At 71.6% G+C, this 14,677-nt stretch carries 16 protein-coding genes; 6 read left to right on the forward strand and 10 right to left on the reverse strand.

Annotation, left to right across the window (positions count from 1 at the left end):
- The first annotated feature begins 45 nt into the window (after positions 1 to 45).
- Positions 46 to 1,008: a neutral zinc metallopeptidase gene (locus AB0316_RS09385; RefSeq protein WP_366272494.1), complete on the forward strand. Its 963-nt coding sequence runs from the start codon at positions 46 to 48 to the stop codon at positions 1,006 to 1,008.
- A 9-nt stretch (positions 1,009 to 1,017) separates the two neighbouring features.
- Here the strand turns inward: AB0316_RS09385 and AB0316_RS09390 are convergent, their stop codons facing one another.
- The 9 genes from AB0316_RS09390 to AB0316_RS09430 all read right to left on the reverse strand — a co-directional run bounded on the left by AB0316_RS09390 (position 1,018) and on the right by AB0316_RS09430 (position 9,192).
- Positions 1,018 to 1,644: an acVLRF1 family peptidyl-tRNA hydrolase gene (locus AB0316_RS09390; RefSeq protein WP_366272496.1), complete on the reverse strand. Its 627-nt coding sequence runs from the start codon at positions 1,642 to 1,644 to the stop codon at positions 1,018 to 1,020.
- A gap of 19 nt (positions 1,645 to 1,663) precedes the next feature.
- Positions 1,664 to 1,990 carry a metal-sulfur cluster assembly factor gene (locus tag AB0316_RS09395; protein ID WP_142185264.1) on the reverse strand — a complete coding sequence of 109 codons (327 nt, stop codon included), beginning with the start codon at positions 1,988 to 1,990 and terminating at the stop codon, positions 1,664 to 1,666.
- Entirely contained in the window at positions 1,987 to 2,469 is a 483-nt protein-coding gene (sufU, locus tag AB0316_RS09400) for a Fe-S cluster assembly sulfur transfer protein SufU (protein WP_366272499.1), read from the reverse strand. The genes AB0316_RS09395 and sufU overlap by 4 nt, the downstream gene beginning before the upstream one ends.
- Positions 2,469 to 3,773: a SufS family cysteine desulfurase gene (locus tag AB0316_RS09405; RefSeq protein WP_366272501.1), complete on the reverse strand. Its 1,305-nt coding sequence runs from the start codon at positions 3,771 to 3,773 to the stop codon at positions 2,469 to 2,471. Before AB0316_RS09405 ends, sufU begins: the two co-directional genes overlap by 1 nt.
- A gap of 5 nt (positions 3,774 to 3,778) precedes the next feature.
- The gene (gene sufC, locus AB0316_RS09410) at positions 3,779 to 4,555 is read right to left on the reverse strand and encodes a Fe-S cluster assembly ATPase SufC (RefSeq protein ID WP_366272502.1); all 777 of its coding nucleotides are present in this window, start codon (positions 4,553 to 4,555) and stop codon (positions 3,779 to 3,781) included.
- Between the two features lie 3 nt (positions 4,556 to 4,558).
- Entirely contained in the window at positions 4,559 to 5,860 is a 1,302-nt protein-coding gene (gene sufD / locus AB0316_RS09415) for a Fe-S cluster assembly protein SufD (protein WP_366272503.1), read from the reverse strand.
- Positions 5,860 to 7,281, reverse strand: coding sequence for a Fe-S cluster assembly protein SufB (gene sufB, locus AB0316_RS09420; RefSeq protein WP_366272505.1), 1,422 nt, complete (start codon positions 7,279 to 7,281; stop codon positions 5,860 to 5,862). The genes sufD and sufB overlap by 1 nt, the downstream gene beginning before the upstream one ends.
- On the reverse strand, positions 7,278 to 8,132 hold the full coding sequence (locus AB0316_RS09425; RefSeq protein WP_366272507.1) for a helix-turn-helix domain-containing protein: 855 nt from the start codon (positions 8,130 to 8,132) through the stop codon (positions 7,278 to 7,280). Before AB0316_RS09425 ends, sufB begins: the two co-directional genes overlap by 4 nt.
- Before the next feature lie 73 nt (positions 8,133 to 8,205).
- Positions 8,206 to 9,192 (reverse strand): phosphatidylcholine/phosphatidylserine synthase, encoded by a 987-nt coding sequence (locus AB0316_RS09430; protein ID WP_366272509.1) that lies wholly within the window; start codon positions 9,190 to 9,192, stop codon positions 8,206 to 8,208.
- A gap of 141 nt (positions 9,193 to 9,333) precedes the next feature.
- Between AB0316_RS09430 and AB0316_RS09435 the strand changes: the two genes are divergently transcribed.
- From AB0316_RS09435 to AB0316_RS09455, 5 genes are all read left to right on the forward strand, one after another.
- Positions 9,334 to 10,044: an ABC transporter ATP-binding protein gene (locus tag AB0316_RS09435; protein WP_366272510.1), complete on the forward strand. Its 711-nt coding sequence runs from the start codon at positions 9,334 to 9,336 to the stop codon at positions 10,042 to 10,044.
- Complete coding sequence (locus AB0316_RS09440; RefSeq protein ID WP_366272512.1) at positions 10,041 to 10,820, forward strand: ABC transporter permease; 780 nt, start codon at positions 10,041 to 10,043, stop codon at positions 10,818 to 10,820. Before AB0316_RS09435 ends, AB0316_RS09440 begins: the two co-directional genes overlap by 4 nt.
- A gap of 126 nt (positions 10,821 to 10,946) precedes the next feature.
- A complete protein-coding gene (locus tag AB0316_RS09445; RefSeq protein ID WP_366272514.1) occupies positions 10,947 to 11,429 on the forward strand; it encodes a DUF2231 domain-containing protein in 483 nt (160 codons plus the stop codon).
- A gap of 147 nt (positions 11,430 to 11,576) precedes the next feature.
- Positions 11,577 to 12,542, forward strand: a complete 966-nt coding sequence (locus tag AB0316_RS09450; protein ID WP_366272515.1) for a COX15/CtaA family protein — start codon at positions 11,577 to 11,579, stop codon at positions 12,540 to 12,542.
- Between the two features lie 34 nt (positions 12,543 to 12,576).
- Positions 12,577 to 13,590 carry an NUDIX hydrolase gene (locus tag AB0316_RS09455; RefSeq protein ID WP_366272517.1) on the forward strand — a complete coding sequence of 338 codons (1,014 nt, stop codon included), beginning with the start codon at positions 12,577 to 12,579 and terminating at the stop codon, positions 13,588 to 13,590.
- 49 nt (positions 13,591 to 13,639) lie between these two features.
- Here AB0316_RS09455 and AB0316_RS09460 read toward each other — a convergent pair whose 3' ends face one another.
- Positions 13,640 to 14,566, reverse strand: a complete 927-nt coding sequence (locus AB0316_RS09460; protein WP_366272841.1) for a heme o synthase — start codon at positions 14,564 to 14,566, stop codon at positions 13,640 to 13,642.
- Positions 14,567 to 14,677: the final 111 nt, after the last annotated feature.

Consider the following 14,677-nt stretch of genomic DNA (forward strand, 5'->3'; position numbering starts at 1 on the left):
GACCGACCCGGTTGGCCCCGCGGTCCAGACCCCAGGAGCGGCACCATGAGCTTCAACGACAACGCCCAGCTCGACACCTCGCAGGTCGAGAGCGGCGGCAGCGGCGGGTTCGGCGGTGGGGGTGGTGGCGGCTTCCCCGGTGGCATCCGGGTCGGCGGCGGCATCGGCGGCCTCATCCTGCTGGTGCTCGCGCTCGTCTTCGGGGGCAACGTCCTGGGTGGCGGCGGCAGCGACGGGTCGAGCCAGACCGGCGGGTTCCCGTCGCAGCAGCTGCAGAGCGACCAGGTGGCCGCCGGTGGCCAGGTCGACGGGAACCAGTTCTCCCAGTGCAAGACCGGCGCGGACGCCAACCGGAACGACGTCTGCCTCATCATCGCGACGGTCAACAGCGTCCAGGACTACTGGAGCAAGACCCTGCCGAGGTACGGCGTCACCTACCAGCCGGTGAAGACGGTCATCTACCAGGGCCAGACGCAGTCGCGCTGCGGCACGGCGAACGCACAGGTGGGCCCCTTCTACTGCCCGCTCGACGCCAAGGTCTACGTCGACGCGAGCTTCTTCCAGGAGCTCGAGGACAAGTTCGGCGCCAACGGCGGTCAGCTGGCCAAGGAGTACGTCATCGCCCACGAGTACGGCCACCACATCCAGGACCAGCTGAACCTGCTCGGGCGCGCCCAGCAGGACCCGCAGGGCGCCAACTCCGGCTCCGTGCGCACCGAGCTGATGGCCGACTGCCTGGCCGGCACGTGGGTCAAGCACGCGACCGAGACCACCGACAAGAACGGCACGACGCTGCTCAAGCCGATCACCCAGACGGACATCAAGTCGGCGCTGTCGGCCGCCGCGGCCGTGGGCGACGACCGGATCCAGCAGAAGGCCCAGGGCAGGGTCACGCCCGAGACCTGGACGCACGGCTCCTCGGAGGCCCGCATGAAGTGGTTCAGCCAGGGCTACGAGACGGGCGACCTCAACCAGTGCAACACCTTCGGCGTCTCGAAGGTCAGCTGACCGGTCGCATCACCCCTGCCGACCCGCCTCGACCTCGGTGAGCGCCACCCGCACGGCCCGCCCCCGGCGCAGGGCGTTCTCGAGGACCTCGCGCCGCGGGTCGGGCAGGTCGTAGAGCTCCCGTGTCGGCAGTCCTTGCAATGCCCGCAGGGCAGATGCCTCGAGAACCTCGCGCACGAGGGTGCGGTCTCCTCCGACGACGAGGCCACGGGGTATGCCGCCCGCTCCCTCGCGCGGCGACTCGTCGTCCCCGAGCAGGATCCGCCGGGCGTGCCCGACCACGGCGCCGACGAGCTCGTCGGCCTGCTTGCCCCGGCGCCGGGCGAAACGCTGCTGGGACCAGCCCCCGGCGGCGGTGCGGGACTGCACGTGACGCGTGCCGACCTTCGACGCGACGAACGCGTGCCCGCGAGACAGCCCCACGGCATACCCACCCCGCCTGACGAGCACGACGCCCAGCGGGTCATGCTCGAAGGGCGTGGCCACCACGGTCGAGCCGTCGGCCGCCCGCGCAGACACGACGACGCCGCCGGGAGTCTCCTCCTCGGCGGCGTCGTAGGTGCCGTGTCGCTCGGCGAAGCCGGCCATCCAGCGGCCGAACCGCTCGGGGGCGACCTCGACCACGCGGGACGTCACGATCGCGGCGGGTGCGGTCTCAGAGGTTGAAGCCGAGCGCGCGCAGCTGCTCGCGGCCGTCCTCGGTGATCTTGTCGGGGCCCCACGGCGGCATCCACACCCAGTTGATGCGGTGCGTGGTGACGAGGCCCTCGAGCGCCTGGGCGGTCTGGTCCTCGATGACGTCGGTCAGCGGGCAGGCGGCCGACGTGAGGGTCATGTCGATGACGGCGTGCGACTGGGCGTCGACGGTGATGCCGTAGACGAGGCCCAGGTCGACGACGTTGATGCCGAGCTCGGGGTCGACGACGTCGCGCAGGGCCTCCTCGACGTCGGCCACGTTGGGCGGGGTTGCGGTCTGGCTCATGAGGAAACTCCTTGCGGGGACGAGGAAGTCGTGGACGAGATGTCGACGCCGGCCTGCGCCAGGGCGTCGGTGAAGGCGGTCCAGCCGAGCAGGGCGCACTTGACGCGCGCGGGGTACTTCGAGACGCCGGCGAAGGCGACGCCGTCGCCGATGACCGACTCGTCGCCGGGCACCGTGCCGCGGGAGGTCAGCATGGCCCGCATCGCCTCGAAGGTCTCGAGGGCCTCGGACACCGGGTGACCGATGACCTCCTCGGCGAGCACCGACGAGCTCGCCACCGAGATCGAGCAGCCCTGGGCGGCATACGACACGTCGGAGACCACGGCATCGCCGCCGGTGCCGGTGACGTCGACCCGCAGGGTCACCTCGTCACCGCACGTCGGGTTGATGTGGTGCACCTCGGCGTCGAACGGCTCACGCAGGCCGGCGTGGTGCGGGCGCTTGGAGTGCTCGAGGATCAGCTCCTGGTAGAGGTCCATCAGCTCGCCTCCCTCTCGGTCTCGAGTCCGAAGATCGCCGGGACCCGGTCGAGCGCCGCGAGCAGCGCTTCGACGTCGGCCACCGTGTTGTGCACGGCGAAGGACGCGCGCGTCGTGGCAGGCGCACCCAGCGCGCGGTGCAGCGGCCAGGCGCAGTGGTGCCCCACGCGTACGGCCACACCGGCATCGTCGAGCACCTGCCCGACGTCGTGGGCGTGCACGCCCTCGACGACGAACGCGACGGCACCGCCGCGACCGGTGCCGAGCGGCGGCCCGACGACCCGCACCCACGGGCGCTCGGCCAGGCCCCGCTGCAGCAGGTCGACGAGCGCGGCCTCGTGCGCGTGCATGCGCTCGATGCCGATCGCCTCGATCCACCGGACGGCGGCGGCGAGCCCCACGGCCTGGGCGGCGTTGGGCACGCCGGCCTCGAACTTCTGCGGCGCGGGCGCGTACGTCGAGCGCTCCATCGTTACGAGCTCGATCATCGAGCCACCCGTCAGGAACGGCGGCATGACCTCGAGCAGCTCGGCACGTCCCCAGAGGACGCCGACCCCCATCGGGCCGTACATCTTGTGGCCGCTGAAGGCGAGGAAGTCAGCCCCGAGGGTTGCGACGTCGACCGGCAGGTGCGGCACCGACTGGCAGGCGTCGACGACGACGAGCGCGCCGACCTCGTGGGCACGCCGAGCGAGCTCGCTGACCGGGTTGACGGTGCCGAGCACGTTGGAGACGTGCGTGAACGCGAAGACCTTGGTACGCGTGGTCAGCAGGTCGTCGAGGTCGGTCAGGTCGAGCGCGCCGTCGGCACCGACCGGCACCCACCGCAACGTGGCTCCGGTGCGGCGGGCGAGCTCCTGCCAGGGCACGAGGTTGGCGTGGTGCTCCATCTCGGTCACGAGGATCTCGTCACCGGGACCGAGCACGAACCGCTCGTCCTTGGGCTCGTCGGTCGGCGCCGCGTTGGAGAACGCGTAGGCGACGAGGTTGAGCGCCTCGGTGGCGTTCTTGGTGAAGACGACCTCGTGGGCCGGCGCACCGATGAACGACGCGATGGTGGCGCGGGCGGCCTCGAAGTCGTCGGTCGCCTCCTCGGCGAGCTGGTGCGCGCCCCGGTGGACCGCGGCGTTGTGCTGCTCGTAGAAGGCGCGCTCGGCGTCGAGGACCGCGACGGGCTTGTGCGACGTGGCGCCCGAGTCGAGGTAGACGAGCGGCCTGCCGTCACGCACCGTGCGCGCCAGGATCGGGAAGTCGCCGCGGATCGCGGCGAGCTCCCCGTCCGTGAACGGCAGGACGCCGGTCATCCGGCTCAGGCCTCCGCCGACGCAGGCTGCGCTGCGGTGAGGTAGCGGTCGTAGCCCTCGTCCTCGAGGCGGTCGGCCAGCTCGGGGCCACCCTCCTCGACGACCTTGCCGTCGACGAAGACGTGCACGAAGTCGGGCTTGATGTAGCGCAGGATCCGCGTGTAGTGCGTGATGAGCAGCACGCCGAGGTCGGTCGCGTCCTTGGCGCGGTTGACGCCCTCGGAGACGATCTTGAGCGCGTCGACGTCGAGGCCCGAGTCGGTCTCGTCGAGGACGGCCACCTTGGGCTTGAGCAGCTCCATCTGGAGGATCTCGTGGCGCTTCTTCTCGCCACCGGAGAAGCCCTCGTTGACGTTGCGCTCGGCGAAGGCGGGGTCCATGCGCAGGTTGCCCATGGCCTCCTTGACGTCCTTGACCCACGTGCGCAGCTTCGGGGCCTCGCCGTCGACGGCCGTCTTGGCCGTGCGCAGGAAGTTGCTGACCGTGACGCCGGGGACCTCGACGGGGTACTGCATGGCGAGGAAGAGGCCGGCGCGGGCGCGCTCGTCGACACTCATCGCGAGGACGTCCTCGCCGTCGAGGGTCACGGTGCCGCCGGTGACGGTGTACTTCGGGTGGCCGGCGATGCTGTAGGCGAGCGTCGACTTGCCGGAGCCGTTGGGGCCCATGATCGCGTGCGTCTCCCCCGACTTCACGGTGAGGTCGACCCCGCGCAGGATCTCCTTGGGGCCGTCCTCGGTCTCGACCGAGACCGTCAGTCCCTTGATCTCGAGCGTGCTCATGGGTCAGTTCTCCTTGTTCGTGCTGGGGGTGCTGGGGGTCTGCTGGGTCGGGCTCGCGTATGCCGTCGACGCGAGCTCCTCCTCGATCGCCGCGGTGATCTCGTCGCGCAGGTCGGCGAGCGGGATCTCGCGGATGATGTCGGCGAAGAAGCCGCGCACGACGAGGCGCTTGGCCTCGTCCTCGGTGATGCCGCGCGACTGGAGGTAGAAGAGCTGCAGGTCGTCGAACCGCCCTGTGGCAGAGGCGTGTCCGGCTCCCTCGATCTCGCCGGTCTCGATCTCGAGGTTCGGCACCGAGTCGGCGCGGGCGCCGTCGGTGAGCACGAGGTTGCGGTTGAGCTCGTAGGTGTCGGTGCCCTCGGCCTCGGCGCGGATCAGCACGTCGCCGACCCAGACGGTGCGGGCGGTCTCGCCCTGGAGCGCGCCCTTGTAGGTGACGCGGCTCTTGCAGTGCGGGGCGTTGTGGTCGATGTACGAGCGGTGCTCGAGGTGCTGGCCGGCGTCGGCGAAGTAGACGCCGAGCAGGGTCGCGTCACCGCCGGGGCCGGCGTAGCGCACGTTGGCGTTGACGCGGACGACGGCTCCGCCCAGGGTCACCGACAGGTGCTTGTAGCGGGCGTCGCGTCCCACGAGGGCGTCGTGCTGGGCCAGGTGCTGGGCGTCGTCGGCCCAGCGCTGCACCGACACGACCGTGAGGTCGGAGCCGTCGTCGGTGACGACCGAGACGAGCTGCGAGTAGCGGGCCGAGCCGGTGTGCTCGAGCACGACCGTGGCCTTCGAGAACCGGCCCGCGCGCACGACGACATGACCATGGACGGGCTCGCCGTCGGCACCCGCCAGCGACAGGCGTACGGGCTCGGCCAGCTCGGCCTCGGCCGGGATGTCGAGCAGCAGCGCACCGTCGACGGCGGCACCGGCCACGACGGCCGCGCGGTCCTGCGGCGGGAGGATGCCGAGCGCCTGGGCCTCGGCGGACGTGATCGTCGAGGTCGTCACGCCCTCGGGCAGCTTCGTGCCGATCTCGAGGTGACCGCTCGCGCCCTCGGCCAGCAGGTCGCGCAGCGCCTTGACGGGCGTGAAGCGCCAGTCCTCCTCGCGGCCGCTCGGCAGCGGGAACGCGTCGACGTCGAAGGACGCCGTGCGCTCGGCGCGCGACTGGTCGGGCACGAAGGCGGCGGCCGAGTCGGTGTGGGCGGTGGCACCCGGCAGGGTGCTGGTGGTGGCGGCGTCGGGCACCGTGGTCTCGCTCTGCTGGGTCTCGGGGGTGTCGGTCGTCTGGGTCGTCGGGTCAGCCAGGAGGCCCATCAGCCGACGGCTCCTTCCATCTGCAGCTCGATGAGGCGGTTGAGCTCGAGGGCGTACTCCATCGGCAGCTCGCGCGCGATCGGCTCGATGAAGCCGCGCACGATCATCGCCATCGCCTCGTCCTCGGCCATGCCGCGGGACATCAGGTAGAAGAGCTGGTCCTCGGACACCTTCGAGACCGTGGCCTCGTGGCCCATCGAGACGTCGTCCTCGCGGATGTCGACGTAGGGGTAGGTGTCGGAGCGGCTGATCGTGTCGACGAGCAGCGCGTCGCAGCGCACCGTGGAGGCCGAGTGCGAGGCGCCCTCGAGGACCTGCACGAGGCCGCGGTAGCTCGCGCGGCCACCGCCCCGGGCGACGGACTTGCTGATGATCGAGCTCTTGGTGTTGGGAGCCGCGTGGACCATCTTGGAGCCGGTGTCCTGGTGCTGGCCCTCGCCGGCGAAGGCGATCGAGAGCGTCTCGCCCTTGGCGTGCTCGCCCATGAGGAAGACGGCGGGGTACTTCATCGTCACCTTGGAGCCGATGTTGCCGTCGACCCACTCCATCGTGGCGCCCTCCTCGCAGGTGGCGCGCTTGGTGACGAGGTTGTAGACGTTGTTGGACCAGTTCTGGATGGTCGTGTAGCGCACGCGGGCGTTCTTCTTGACGATGATCTCGACGACGGCCGAGTGCAGCGAGTCCGACTTGTAGATCGGCGCCGTGCAGCCTTCGACGTAGTGCACGTAGGAGCCCTCGTCGGCGATGATCAGGGTCCGCTCGAACTGGCCCATGTTCTCGGTGTTGATGCGGAAGTACGCCTGCAGCGGGATGTCGACGTGGACGCCCTTGGGCACGTAGATGAACGAGCCGCCCGACCACACGGCCGTGTTGAGCGCGGCGAACTTGTTGTCGCCGGCCGGGATGACGGTCGCGAAGTGCTCGCGGAAGAGGTCCTCGTGCTCCTTCAGCGCCGTGTCGGTGTCGAGGAAGATGACGCCCTGGGCCTCGAGGTCCTCACGGATCTGGTGGTAGACGACCTCGGACTCGTACTGCGCGGCGACACCGGCGACCAGGCGCTGCTTCTCGGCCTCCGGGATGCCGAGGCGGTCGTAGGTGTTGCGGATCTCCTCGGGGAGCTCCTCCCACGAGGTCGCCTGCTTCTCGGTGGACTTCACGAAGTACTTGATGTTCTGGAAGTCGATGCCGGTCAGGTCGGAGCCCCAGGCCGGCATGGGCTTCTTGCCGAAGAGCGAGAGGCCCTTCAGGCGCAGCCTGGTCATCCACTCCGGCTCGTTCTTGCGGGCGGAGATGTCGCGCACGACCTCCTCGTTGAGCCCGCGACGCGCGGTGGCACCGGCCACGTCGGCGTCGGCCCAGCCGTACTCGTAGGTGCCGATGCCCTTGAGGCCGGGGTTCAGCTCTTCGATGTGGGTGGTCATGAGGAACCTTCCTGAACGTGCGTGAGCGTGTCGGTTCGTGACGTGGTGACGGTGGTCTGGGTGGTGCGGGGGTCGGTCGAGGTGGGGGCGCCGGAGGCGACAACACCGGAAGGCTGCTCGGTCTTCCGGCTGCGCAGCCCGATTCCGCCGGTGGGGACGAAGGTCGTGCAGACGTGGTGCCCACCGGCGAGGGTCGCCAAGCGCTGGACGTGCACCCCGAGGAGGCGGGAGAAGGCGTCGGTCTCGGCCTCGCAGAACGCCGGGAACTCGGCGGCGGCCTGCTGCACCGGGCAGTGGCCCTGGCACAGCTGCACCCCGGTCAGGCCGCCGGCACCCACGGGCCGTGCCGTGGCGGCGAAGCCGTCCTCGCTGAGCGCCTCGACGAGCACCTCGGCACGAGCGCCGGGCTCGTCGCCCGCGGCGGCCAGGCGGGCGGCATACCGCTCCTCGAGCGCGCGCACGCGGGTGCGCGCGAAGTCGCCGACCGCGGCCGGGCCGGCGGTGGCCTCGAGGTAGCGGAGCACCTCGACGGCGAGCGAGTCGTAGTCGGCCTCGAGGGCGCTGTGGCCGGCGTCGGAGACGACGTACGCGCGAGCCGGGCGCCCGCGGCCACGGCGCCCTCCCGTGGGCTCGTGCGGGACGACCGCACCCTGCTCGACGAGCGGGTCGAGGTGGCGGCGGACGGCGGCCGGCGTCAGGTCGAGGTGGCGACCGAGCTCGGCGGCGGTGATGGGTCCGTCGGCGGACACCATGTGGAGCACGCGCGAGCGCGTGCGGGACTCGAGCGGCGAGACGTGCTGACCGTCCTCGCCGTCCTTCGCGCCCCGCGCCGGGTGCTCACCGAAAAACACCACACCATTGTGACGTAATTGGGCCCTCCACTCCAGTTAGGAGCCCCTAACCCCACCGAACCGTCCCAGATCGTCAGCGGCCCCGAGGCGTGCCGTGCAGGTCGTCCGAGTCCTCGGTGCCGTCGACACAGCCGTCCTCGAAGTCCTCGGACTCGTCGGACCCCTCCGACTCGTCCGACTCGTCGTCCTCCGGCGGCATGATCACCGACGGCATCCGGGTGCGGGGCGGCGCCACCGCATCGTCGCCGAACCAACGGCGACGCAGTGGGGCCGTCGCCCAGCCGAGCGGGCAGGTAAGGACGTAGCCGTAGGCGAGCGCCATGCCGGTGGCCCCGGGGAAGAGGACGAGCCCGAGCACGATGACCACCGCGAGCGGGACCGTGATCCGCAGGTGCCGCGGCGACAGCAGGTCGCGGAAGGACCGGAACCGGAACGAGGTCGCCATCAGGGCCGCCGGCACGACGCCCGCGGCGACCGGCACGAGCGGCGCCCAGTCGTAGAGCGGGTCGCCGATGGCCAGGACCGTCGAGATGACGACGCCCGCCGCACCCGGGCTGGCCAGGCCCACGAAGTAGCGCTTGTCCGCGAGCGGGTCGATGGTCACGTTGAAGCGGGCCAGGCGGTAGGCGGCACACGCCAGCCAGAACATCGCCCCGGCCCAGGCCCACACCGGATAGGCAGGGAGCGCCCAGGTGTAGACGAGGACCGCGGGTGCGATCCCGAAGGAGATGAGGTCGGCGAGCGAGTCGAACTGCAGGCCGAAGGGCGTGATGGCCCCCACCGCGCGGGCCACCGCGCCGTCGCAGATGTCGAGCACGATCGAGATGCCGATGAGCACCGCCGCGGTGCGGAAGTGCCCCTGGAAGGAGAGCAGCACCGACGAGAACCCGCACAGCATGTTGCCGAGGGTGAAGAGGCTGGGCAGGGTCGCTCGCGCGCGCACCCGCGGGTTGAGCCGCTCCAGGGGGATGACCCGGGCGCCTGTCGCCGAGACGAGCCGGATCCCGCGGCTGACGCGGTTGCGCCCTCGGGGCCGGCTGCCGGGGGTGGCGCCGCTCACGAGGGCCCCCCGGCCGGCAGGGTCGCCGAGGCAGGGACGAACGAGGTGGACGGGGAGGTCTTCACGGGAGGGGCTCCGTCGGTCGGGCCGGATGCATGCCGGATGAGTGGGACGCTGGGCCCGAGCCTAGACTCATGAGCCATGACCGCAGCGGTGACACTGTCCGACCTTCGCCGCTCCTTCGGCTCGGTCGCGGCGCTCGACGGGCTCACGTGGTCGGCCCCCGCGGGTCGCATCACGGCCGTGCTCGGACCCAACGGCGCCGGCAAGACGACCGCGATCGAGTGCGCGGTCGGGCTGGGTCGTCCGGACGGTGGGAGCGTGCGCGTCCTGGGCACCGATCCGTGGCAGGCCGGTCCCGACCACCGGGCTCGCGTCGGGGTCATGCTCCAAGCCGGCGGCCTGCCCAACGGCACGAAGCCGCTGCGCCTGCTGCACCACCTCGCGCGCTTCTACGCCGAACCGGTCGAGGTCGACACCGTGGCGCGGCGACTCGGGGTGACCGACTTCGCCTCGACCACCGTGCGCCGGCTCTCCGGCGGCCAGAAACAGCGGCTTGCCCTCGCCGCCTCGCTGCTGGGCCGGCCCGAGGTGCTCTTCCTCGACGAGCCCGCCGCCGGCCTCGACCCGCACGGCCGTCTCGAGGTGTGGGACCTCGTGACCGAGCAGCGGGACGCCGGCGCGACCGTCGTCGTCACGACCCACTCCTTCGAGGAGGCCGAGCGGCTCGCCGACCACCTCGTCATCATGAACGCCGGACGCACCGTCGCCGAGGGAGCGCCGGAGTCGGTGACGGGCGGCCGTTCCCTCGAGGACGTCTACTTCAGCCTGACCCGCAAGGGAGCCGCGTGAGCACCCCCCCGACCACCGCGACGCCTACCCTGTCCGGCGCCGCGTCACCCCTGCGACGCGTCCTGGCCCAGGCGGGCTTCGAGGTCGGCAGCCTGCTGCGCAACGGCGAGCAGCTGCTCGTCTCCCTCGTGCTGCCGGCGATGGCGCTCGTCGGGCTGAACGCCACGACGTCGCCGTCCCTCGGGCCCGGTCCGCGCATCGACGTGGCGACGCCGGGGGTCATCGCCCTGTGCGTCATCTCCGCGGCCTTCACCTCCCAGGCCATCGCCACCGGGTTCGACCGCCGCTACGCGGTGCTGCGTTACCTCGGCGTGACCCCGCTCGGCCGGGGTGGCCTGGTGGCCGCCAAGGCCGTCGCGACATTCGTCGTCGAGGCGGTCCAGATCGCCGTCATCGGCGTGCTGGGACTCCTCCTCGGCTGGCGACCGCAGGCCTCCGGCATCCCGTATGCCGTCCTCTTCGTCGTCGCGGGCACGTGGGCCTTCGTGGCCCTGGCCCTCCTGCTCGCCGGCACGCTGCGGGCGGAGGCGGTGCTCGCGGTCGCCAACCTGCTCTGGGTGGTGCTGCTCGGTCTCGGTGGCGTCATCGTGCCCCGCTCCGAGCTCCCCGCCGGGCTGTCGCACCTGGCGAGCGTCCTGCCCTCCGCCGGCCTGGCAGACGGCCTGCGGTCCGCCCTCCAGCACGGGCAGCTGAACCTGGCCGCCCTCGGCGTCGTCCTCGTGTGGGGCGTGCTCGCCACCGCCCTCGCGGCGCGTCTGTTCCGCTTCGACGACTGAAGCAGCCGGAGTCGGACAGACTGCAGCCACGGCACCACGAGACCGCGCTCGACGAGGAGCCGGGGCACGACGGCGGTTCGCCCGGCGTGCTGCGCTGAGGGCGACCTGACCCAACCTGGAGGGCACGTGTTCGACTACATCTTCGGACTCCCGATGCACGCGCTGGTGATCCATGCCGTGGTCGTCTTCGTCCCGCTCGCCGTGCTGTGCTCGATCGCCTACGTCGTGCGCCCCACCTGGCGACGCACCCTGCGCTGGCCGGCCGCCGCCGGGGCGGTGATCTCCGGGGTCACCGCGTTCGTGGCCGCGGAGAGCGGCGAGGCCCTCCAACGCCGGGTGCTCGCGGCGCGTGCAGCCACCACCGACTCGCAGCTGCTCGGTGAGCACGTCGAGTGGGGCGACCGCGCCAAGCTCGCCTGCTTCCTCTTCATGGTCGTGGCCCTCGTGGGCCTGTGGCTGCTCCGGCCACCGGGCGAGGAGGCGTCGCGCCGTCACTCCCTCGACGTGCTGGTCGGCGTCGTCGTGGTCGTCGCGGCCCTGGCCTCCCTCGTGACCGTGGTCCTCGCCGGCCACGCGGGCTCGGCGGTCGTCTGGCACGGCCTCGCCTGAGCCCGCGTGCCGTGGGGCCCGGGCCGCACGGGGCTTCCCAGGCTCCTGAGGGTCGGCGCAGCGGACGGCCGGACGGGCCTGCGACGGCAGCGCGTGGCGGTGTCCAGCGATTGGGGACCACGGCGCCGCGCGGCATACCCTTGCGTCGTGTCCTCCACGCGAACCGTGACCGAGGCCGCCCCCCGGACGAGCCCCAGTCGCCTCGCCCGGATTGCGGGCCGGCTCCCTGCAGCCCCACCCCGCTGGGTGCGCCCCCTGCTCCTGGCCAACCTCGTCGCCGAGGTGGGCATCGTCGTCACCGGCGGCATCGTCCGCCTGACGGGCAGCGGTCTCGGCTGCAGCACCTGGCCCGAGTGCCAGCCGGGCTCGTTCACGCCCGTGCGCCACGCGGCCAGCGGCTACCACGAGCTCGTCGAGTTCGGGAACCGCCTGCTCACCTACGTGGTCGTCATCCTGGCCTTCGCCACTGTCTGGGCCGTGCTGACGCGATGGCCGGACCGTCGGCGGCTGCAGTGGGCGGCCATCGGCGTGCTGGCCGGCATCCCGGCCCAGGCCGTGCTCGGCGGCATCTCGGTGCTCACCGGGCTCAACCCTTGGACCGTCATGGGGCACTTCCTGCTCTCCATGGTGCTCGTGGCGCTCTCGGCGATCGTCGTGCGCGGGGCCCGGGACGACGTGTCCGCCCCGGGTGAGCTCGTCGTCCATCCCCTCGCCCGCAGGCTCGCGTTCGTCACCAGCGCCCTCGGCGCCACCGTCCTCGTGCTCGGCACCGTCGTCACGGGCTCGGGACCGCACTCCGGCGACGCCGAACGGCCGGCGCGCACCGGGTTCGACCCTCGAATGGTGTCCTGGCTGCACGCCGACGCGGTGATGCTCTTCTGCGGGCTCGTCGTCGCCACGCTCGTGGCCGTGCGCATCGCCGCGCACACCGAGGAGGCCCGACGCGCCTGGACGACGGTCCTCGTCGTCACGCTGGCCCAGGGTGTCATCGGCTACGTCCAGTACTTCACCCAGCTCCCGGAGCTCCTGGTCCTCGTGCACATGCTCGGCGCGAGCCTGCTCGTCGTGGCGCTGACCTTCGGAGTCCTGTCCACGAGGCGGCACCCGGTCTGACGGCCCGCGTTGCACGGCCGCCTACGCTGGCCTCGTGACCGACCAGCCGACCCTGCGCGACGGCGAGCTCGTGCTGCGCCCGTGGCGCCTCGAGGACAGCGATGCCACGCGCGGGCTGCACGACGCCGAGATCGCCCGCTGGTTCGACTTCCCCGCCATCGAGCCCCCCGAGGAGGAGCACCGGTCCTGGATCGAGCGCACCGGCCGGGAGTGGACCGACCGGGTCAAGGCGACCTTCGTCGTCGAGTGGCGTGGCCAGGTCGCCGGGACGGTCGACGTGCGCCTCCAGGACGGCCGCGTGGGAGTCCTCTCGTGGGCGGTCTACGCGCCGTTCCGCGGTCGCGGGCTCGGCTGGCGAGCGGTCCGCCTGCTCGTCGAGTGGTCCTTCGACGCGCTGGCGCTCGAGCGCGTCGAGGCCCACGTCAACCCGGACAACCGGGCCTCCGTGCGCACCGCGATGCGGGCCGGCCTGCGCCGGGAAGGGCTGCTGCGAGGCAACGCGACGCTCGCGGGGGTCCCGCAGGACACGCTCGTCCTCGGGCGGCAGCGCGGCGACGCCCACCCCGACTCCCGCGAGGGCTTCACGGCCATGCTCGACTCGACCCTCCCGACCAAGCGCGCCATCGGCCAGGGCGTGCTGCGCTCGCCCACCGGCGGGATCCTGCTCTGCGAGCTGGTCTACAAGCGCGAGTGGGACCTTCCCGGCGGGGTCGTCGACCGTCACGAGTCCCCCGCCGCCTGTGTCGTGCGTGAGGTCCGCGAGGAGCTCGACCTCTCGGTGACCCCCGGCCGGCTGCTCGCCGTCAACTGGCTCCCAGCGCTGCTGGGATGGGCCGACGCGACCGTCTTCGTCTTCGACCTCGGCACCGTCGAGCCCGAGGAGCTCGACCGGGCGCACCTGCAGCAGCGGGAGATCCGTGCCGTGCACTGGACCACGCCCGGCGACTGGCCCGGACGCGTCGCGCCCTACAACGAGCGCCTGCTGCAGACCCTGCACCGCCACACCGGCGACACGCTCTACCTCGAGAACGGCACGCCGACCACCTGAGCCGGGCGGACGGCATACGCCCTCGGGAGGCTGTGTGACGCGCGCGAGGTCAGGAGAAGAACGGCAGCGGCAGGTGCCAGACGGGGTCCAGAGCCACGCCCACGAAGAGGATCGTGAGGTAGGTGATGGAGAAGTGGAAGAGGCGCATGGGCTTCAGGACGTCCTCGGCGGCGCCGGCGCGAGCCCGCCCCAGCAGCCGGTGCGCCTCCCCCAGGAACAGCGCGCCCGAGACCAGCGCCGCGACGGTGTAGACCCAGCCGACGTGCTGCACCGGGATGAGCGCCAGCGACGTCAGCACCATGGCCCACGAGTAGGCGACGACCTGCTTCGCCACGACGACGAACCGCTCGACGACCGGCAGCATCGGCACGTGCGCGTTGGCGTAGTCGTCCTTGTAGCGCATCGACAGCGGCCAGTAGTGCGGCGGCGTCCAGAAGAAGATGACGAGGAACAGGATGAACGCCGACCAGCTCAGCGAGTTCGTGACCGCGGACCAGCCGATGAGGACCGGCATGCAGCCGGCGGCGCCACCCCACACGATGTTCTGGGAGGTGCGGCGCTTGAGCACCAGCGTGTAGCCGAGGACGTAGAAGAGCAGCGCGGCCAGCGCCAGCCCGGCGCTCAGCCAGTTGACGAGCAGGCCGAGCCACAGCGTCGACGCGACCGCCAGGGCGACGCCGAAGACGAGCGCACCCCGCGGGGTGATGGTGCCGGTGACGAGCGGTCGGCGGCTCGTGCGGTGCATCACCGCGTCGATGTCGCGGTCGATGTAGCAGTTGAGGGTGTTGGCCGCTCCCGCCGAGAGCGTGCCGCCGAGCACCGTCGCCACCACGAGCCAGAGGTTCGGAACCCCTTGCTCCGCAAGGAACATCACGGGGATCGTCGTGATGAGGAGCAGCTCGATGATCCGCGGCTTCATCAGCGAGACGTACTGTCCGAGGAGGAACCTCAGCCCGCTGCCGTCCGGACCGTGCAGCGCCGAGAGATCGGCGCGTGGGTCCACCGTTGTCACGAAGATCCTCACCGCTGGTACGTCGCTCCGACCCGGGGGTACGAGAGCATTGCGCTGCAAGTCTAGACCGTCGAG

It is taken from the genome of Terrabacter sp. NPDC080008 (assembly GCF_040702505.1).
Classification (GTDB): Bacteria; Actinomycetota; Actinomycetes; order Actinomycetales; family Dermatophilaceae; genus Terrabacter.

Coding starts and splice junctions, on each gene's coding strand:
- AB0316_RS09385 (WP_366272494.1), top strand. CDS start 46: ATGAGCTTCAACGACAACGCCCAGCTCGACACCTCGCAGGTCGAGAGC.
- AB0316_RS09395 (WP_142185264.1), bottom strand. CDS start 1,990: ATGAGCCAGACCGCAACCCCGCCCAACGTGGCCGACGTCGAGGAGGCC.
- sufU (WP_366272499.1), bottom strand. CDS start 2,469: ATGGACCTCTACCAGGAGCTGATCCTCGAGCACTCCAAGCGCCCGCAC.
- AB0316_RS09405 (WP_366272501.1), bottom strand. CDS start 3,773: ATGACCGGCGTCCTGCCGTTCACGGACGGGGAGCTCGCCGCGATCCGC.
- sufC (WP_366272502.1), bottom strand. CDS start 4,555: ATGAGCACGCTCGAGATCAAGGGACTGACGGTCTCGGTCGAGACCGAG.
- sufD (WP_366272503.1), bottom strand. CDS start 5,860: ATGGGCCTCCTGGCTGACCCGACGACCCAGACGACCGACACCCCCGAG.
- sufB (WP_366272505.1), bottom strand. CDS start 7,281: ATGACCACCCACATCGAAGAGCTGAACCCCGGCCTCAAGGGCATCGGC.
- AB0316_RS09435 (WP_366272510.1), top strand. CDS start 9,334: ATGACCGCAGCGGTGACACTGTCCGACCTTCGCCGCTCCTTCGGCTCG.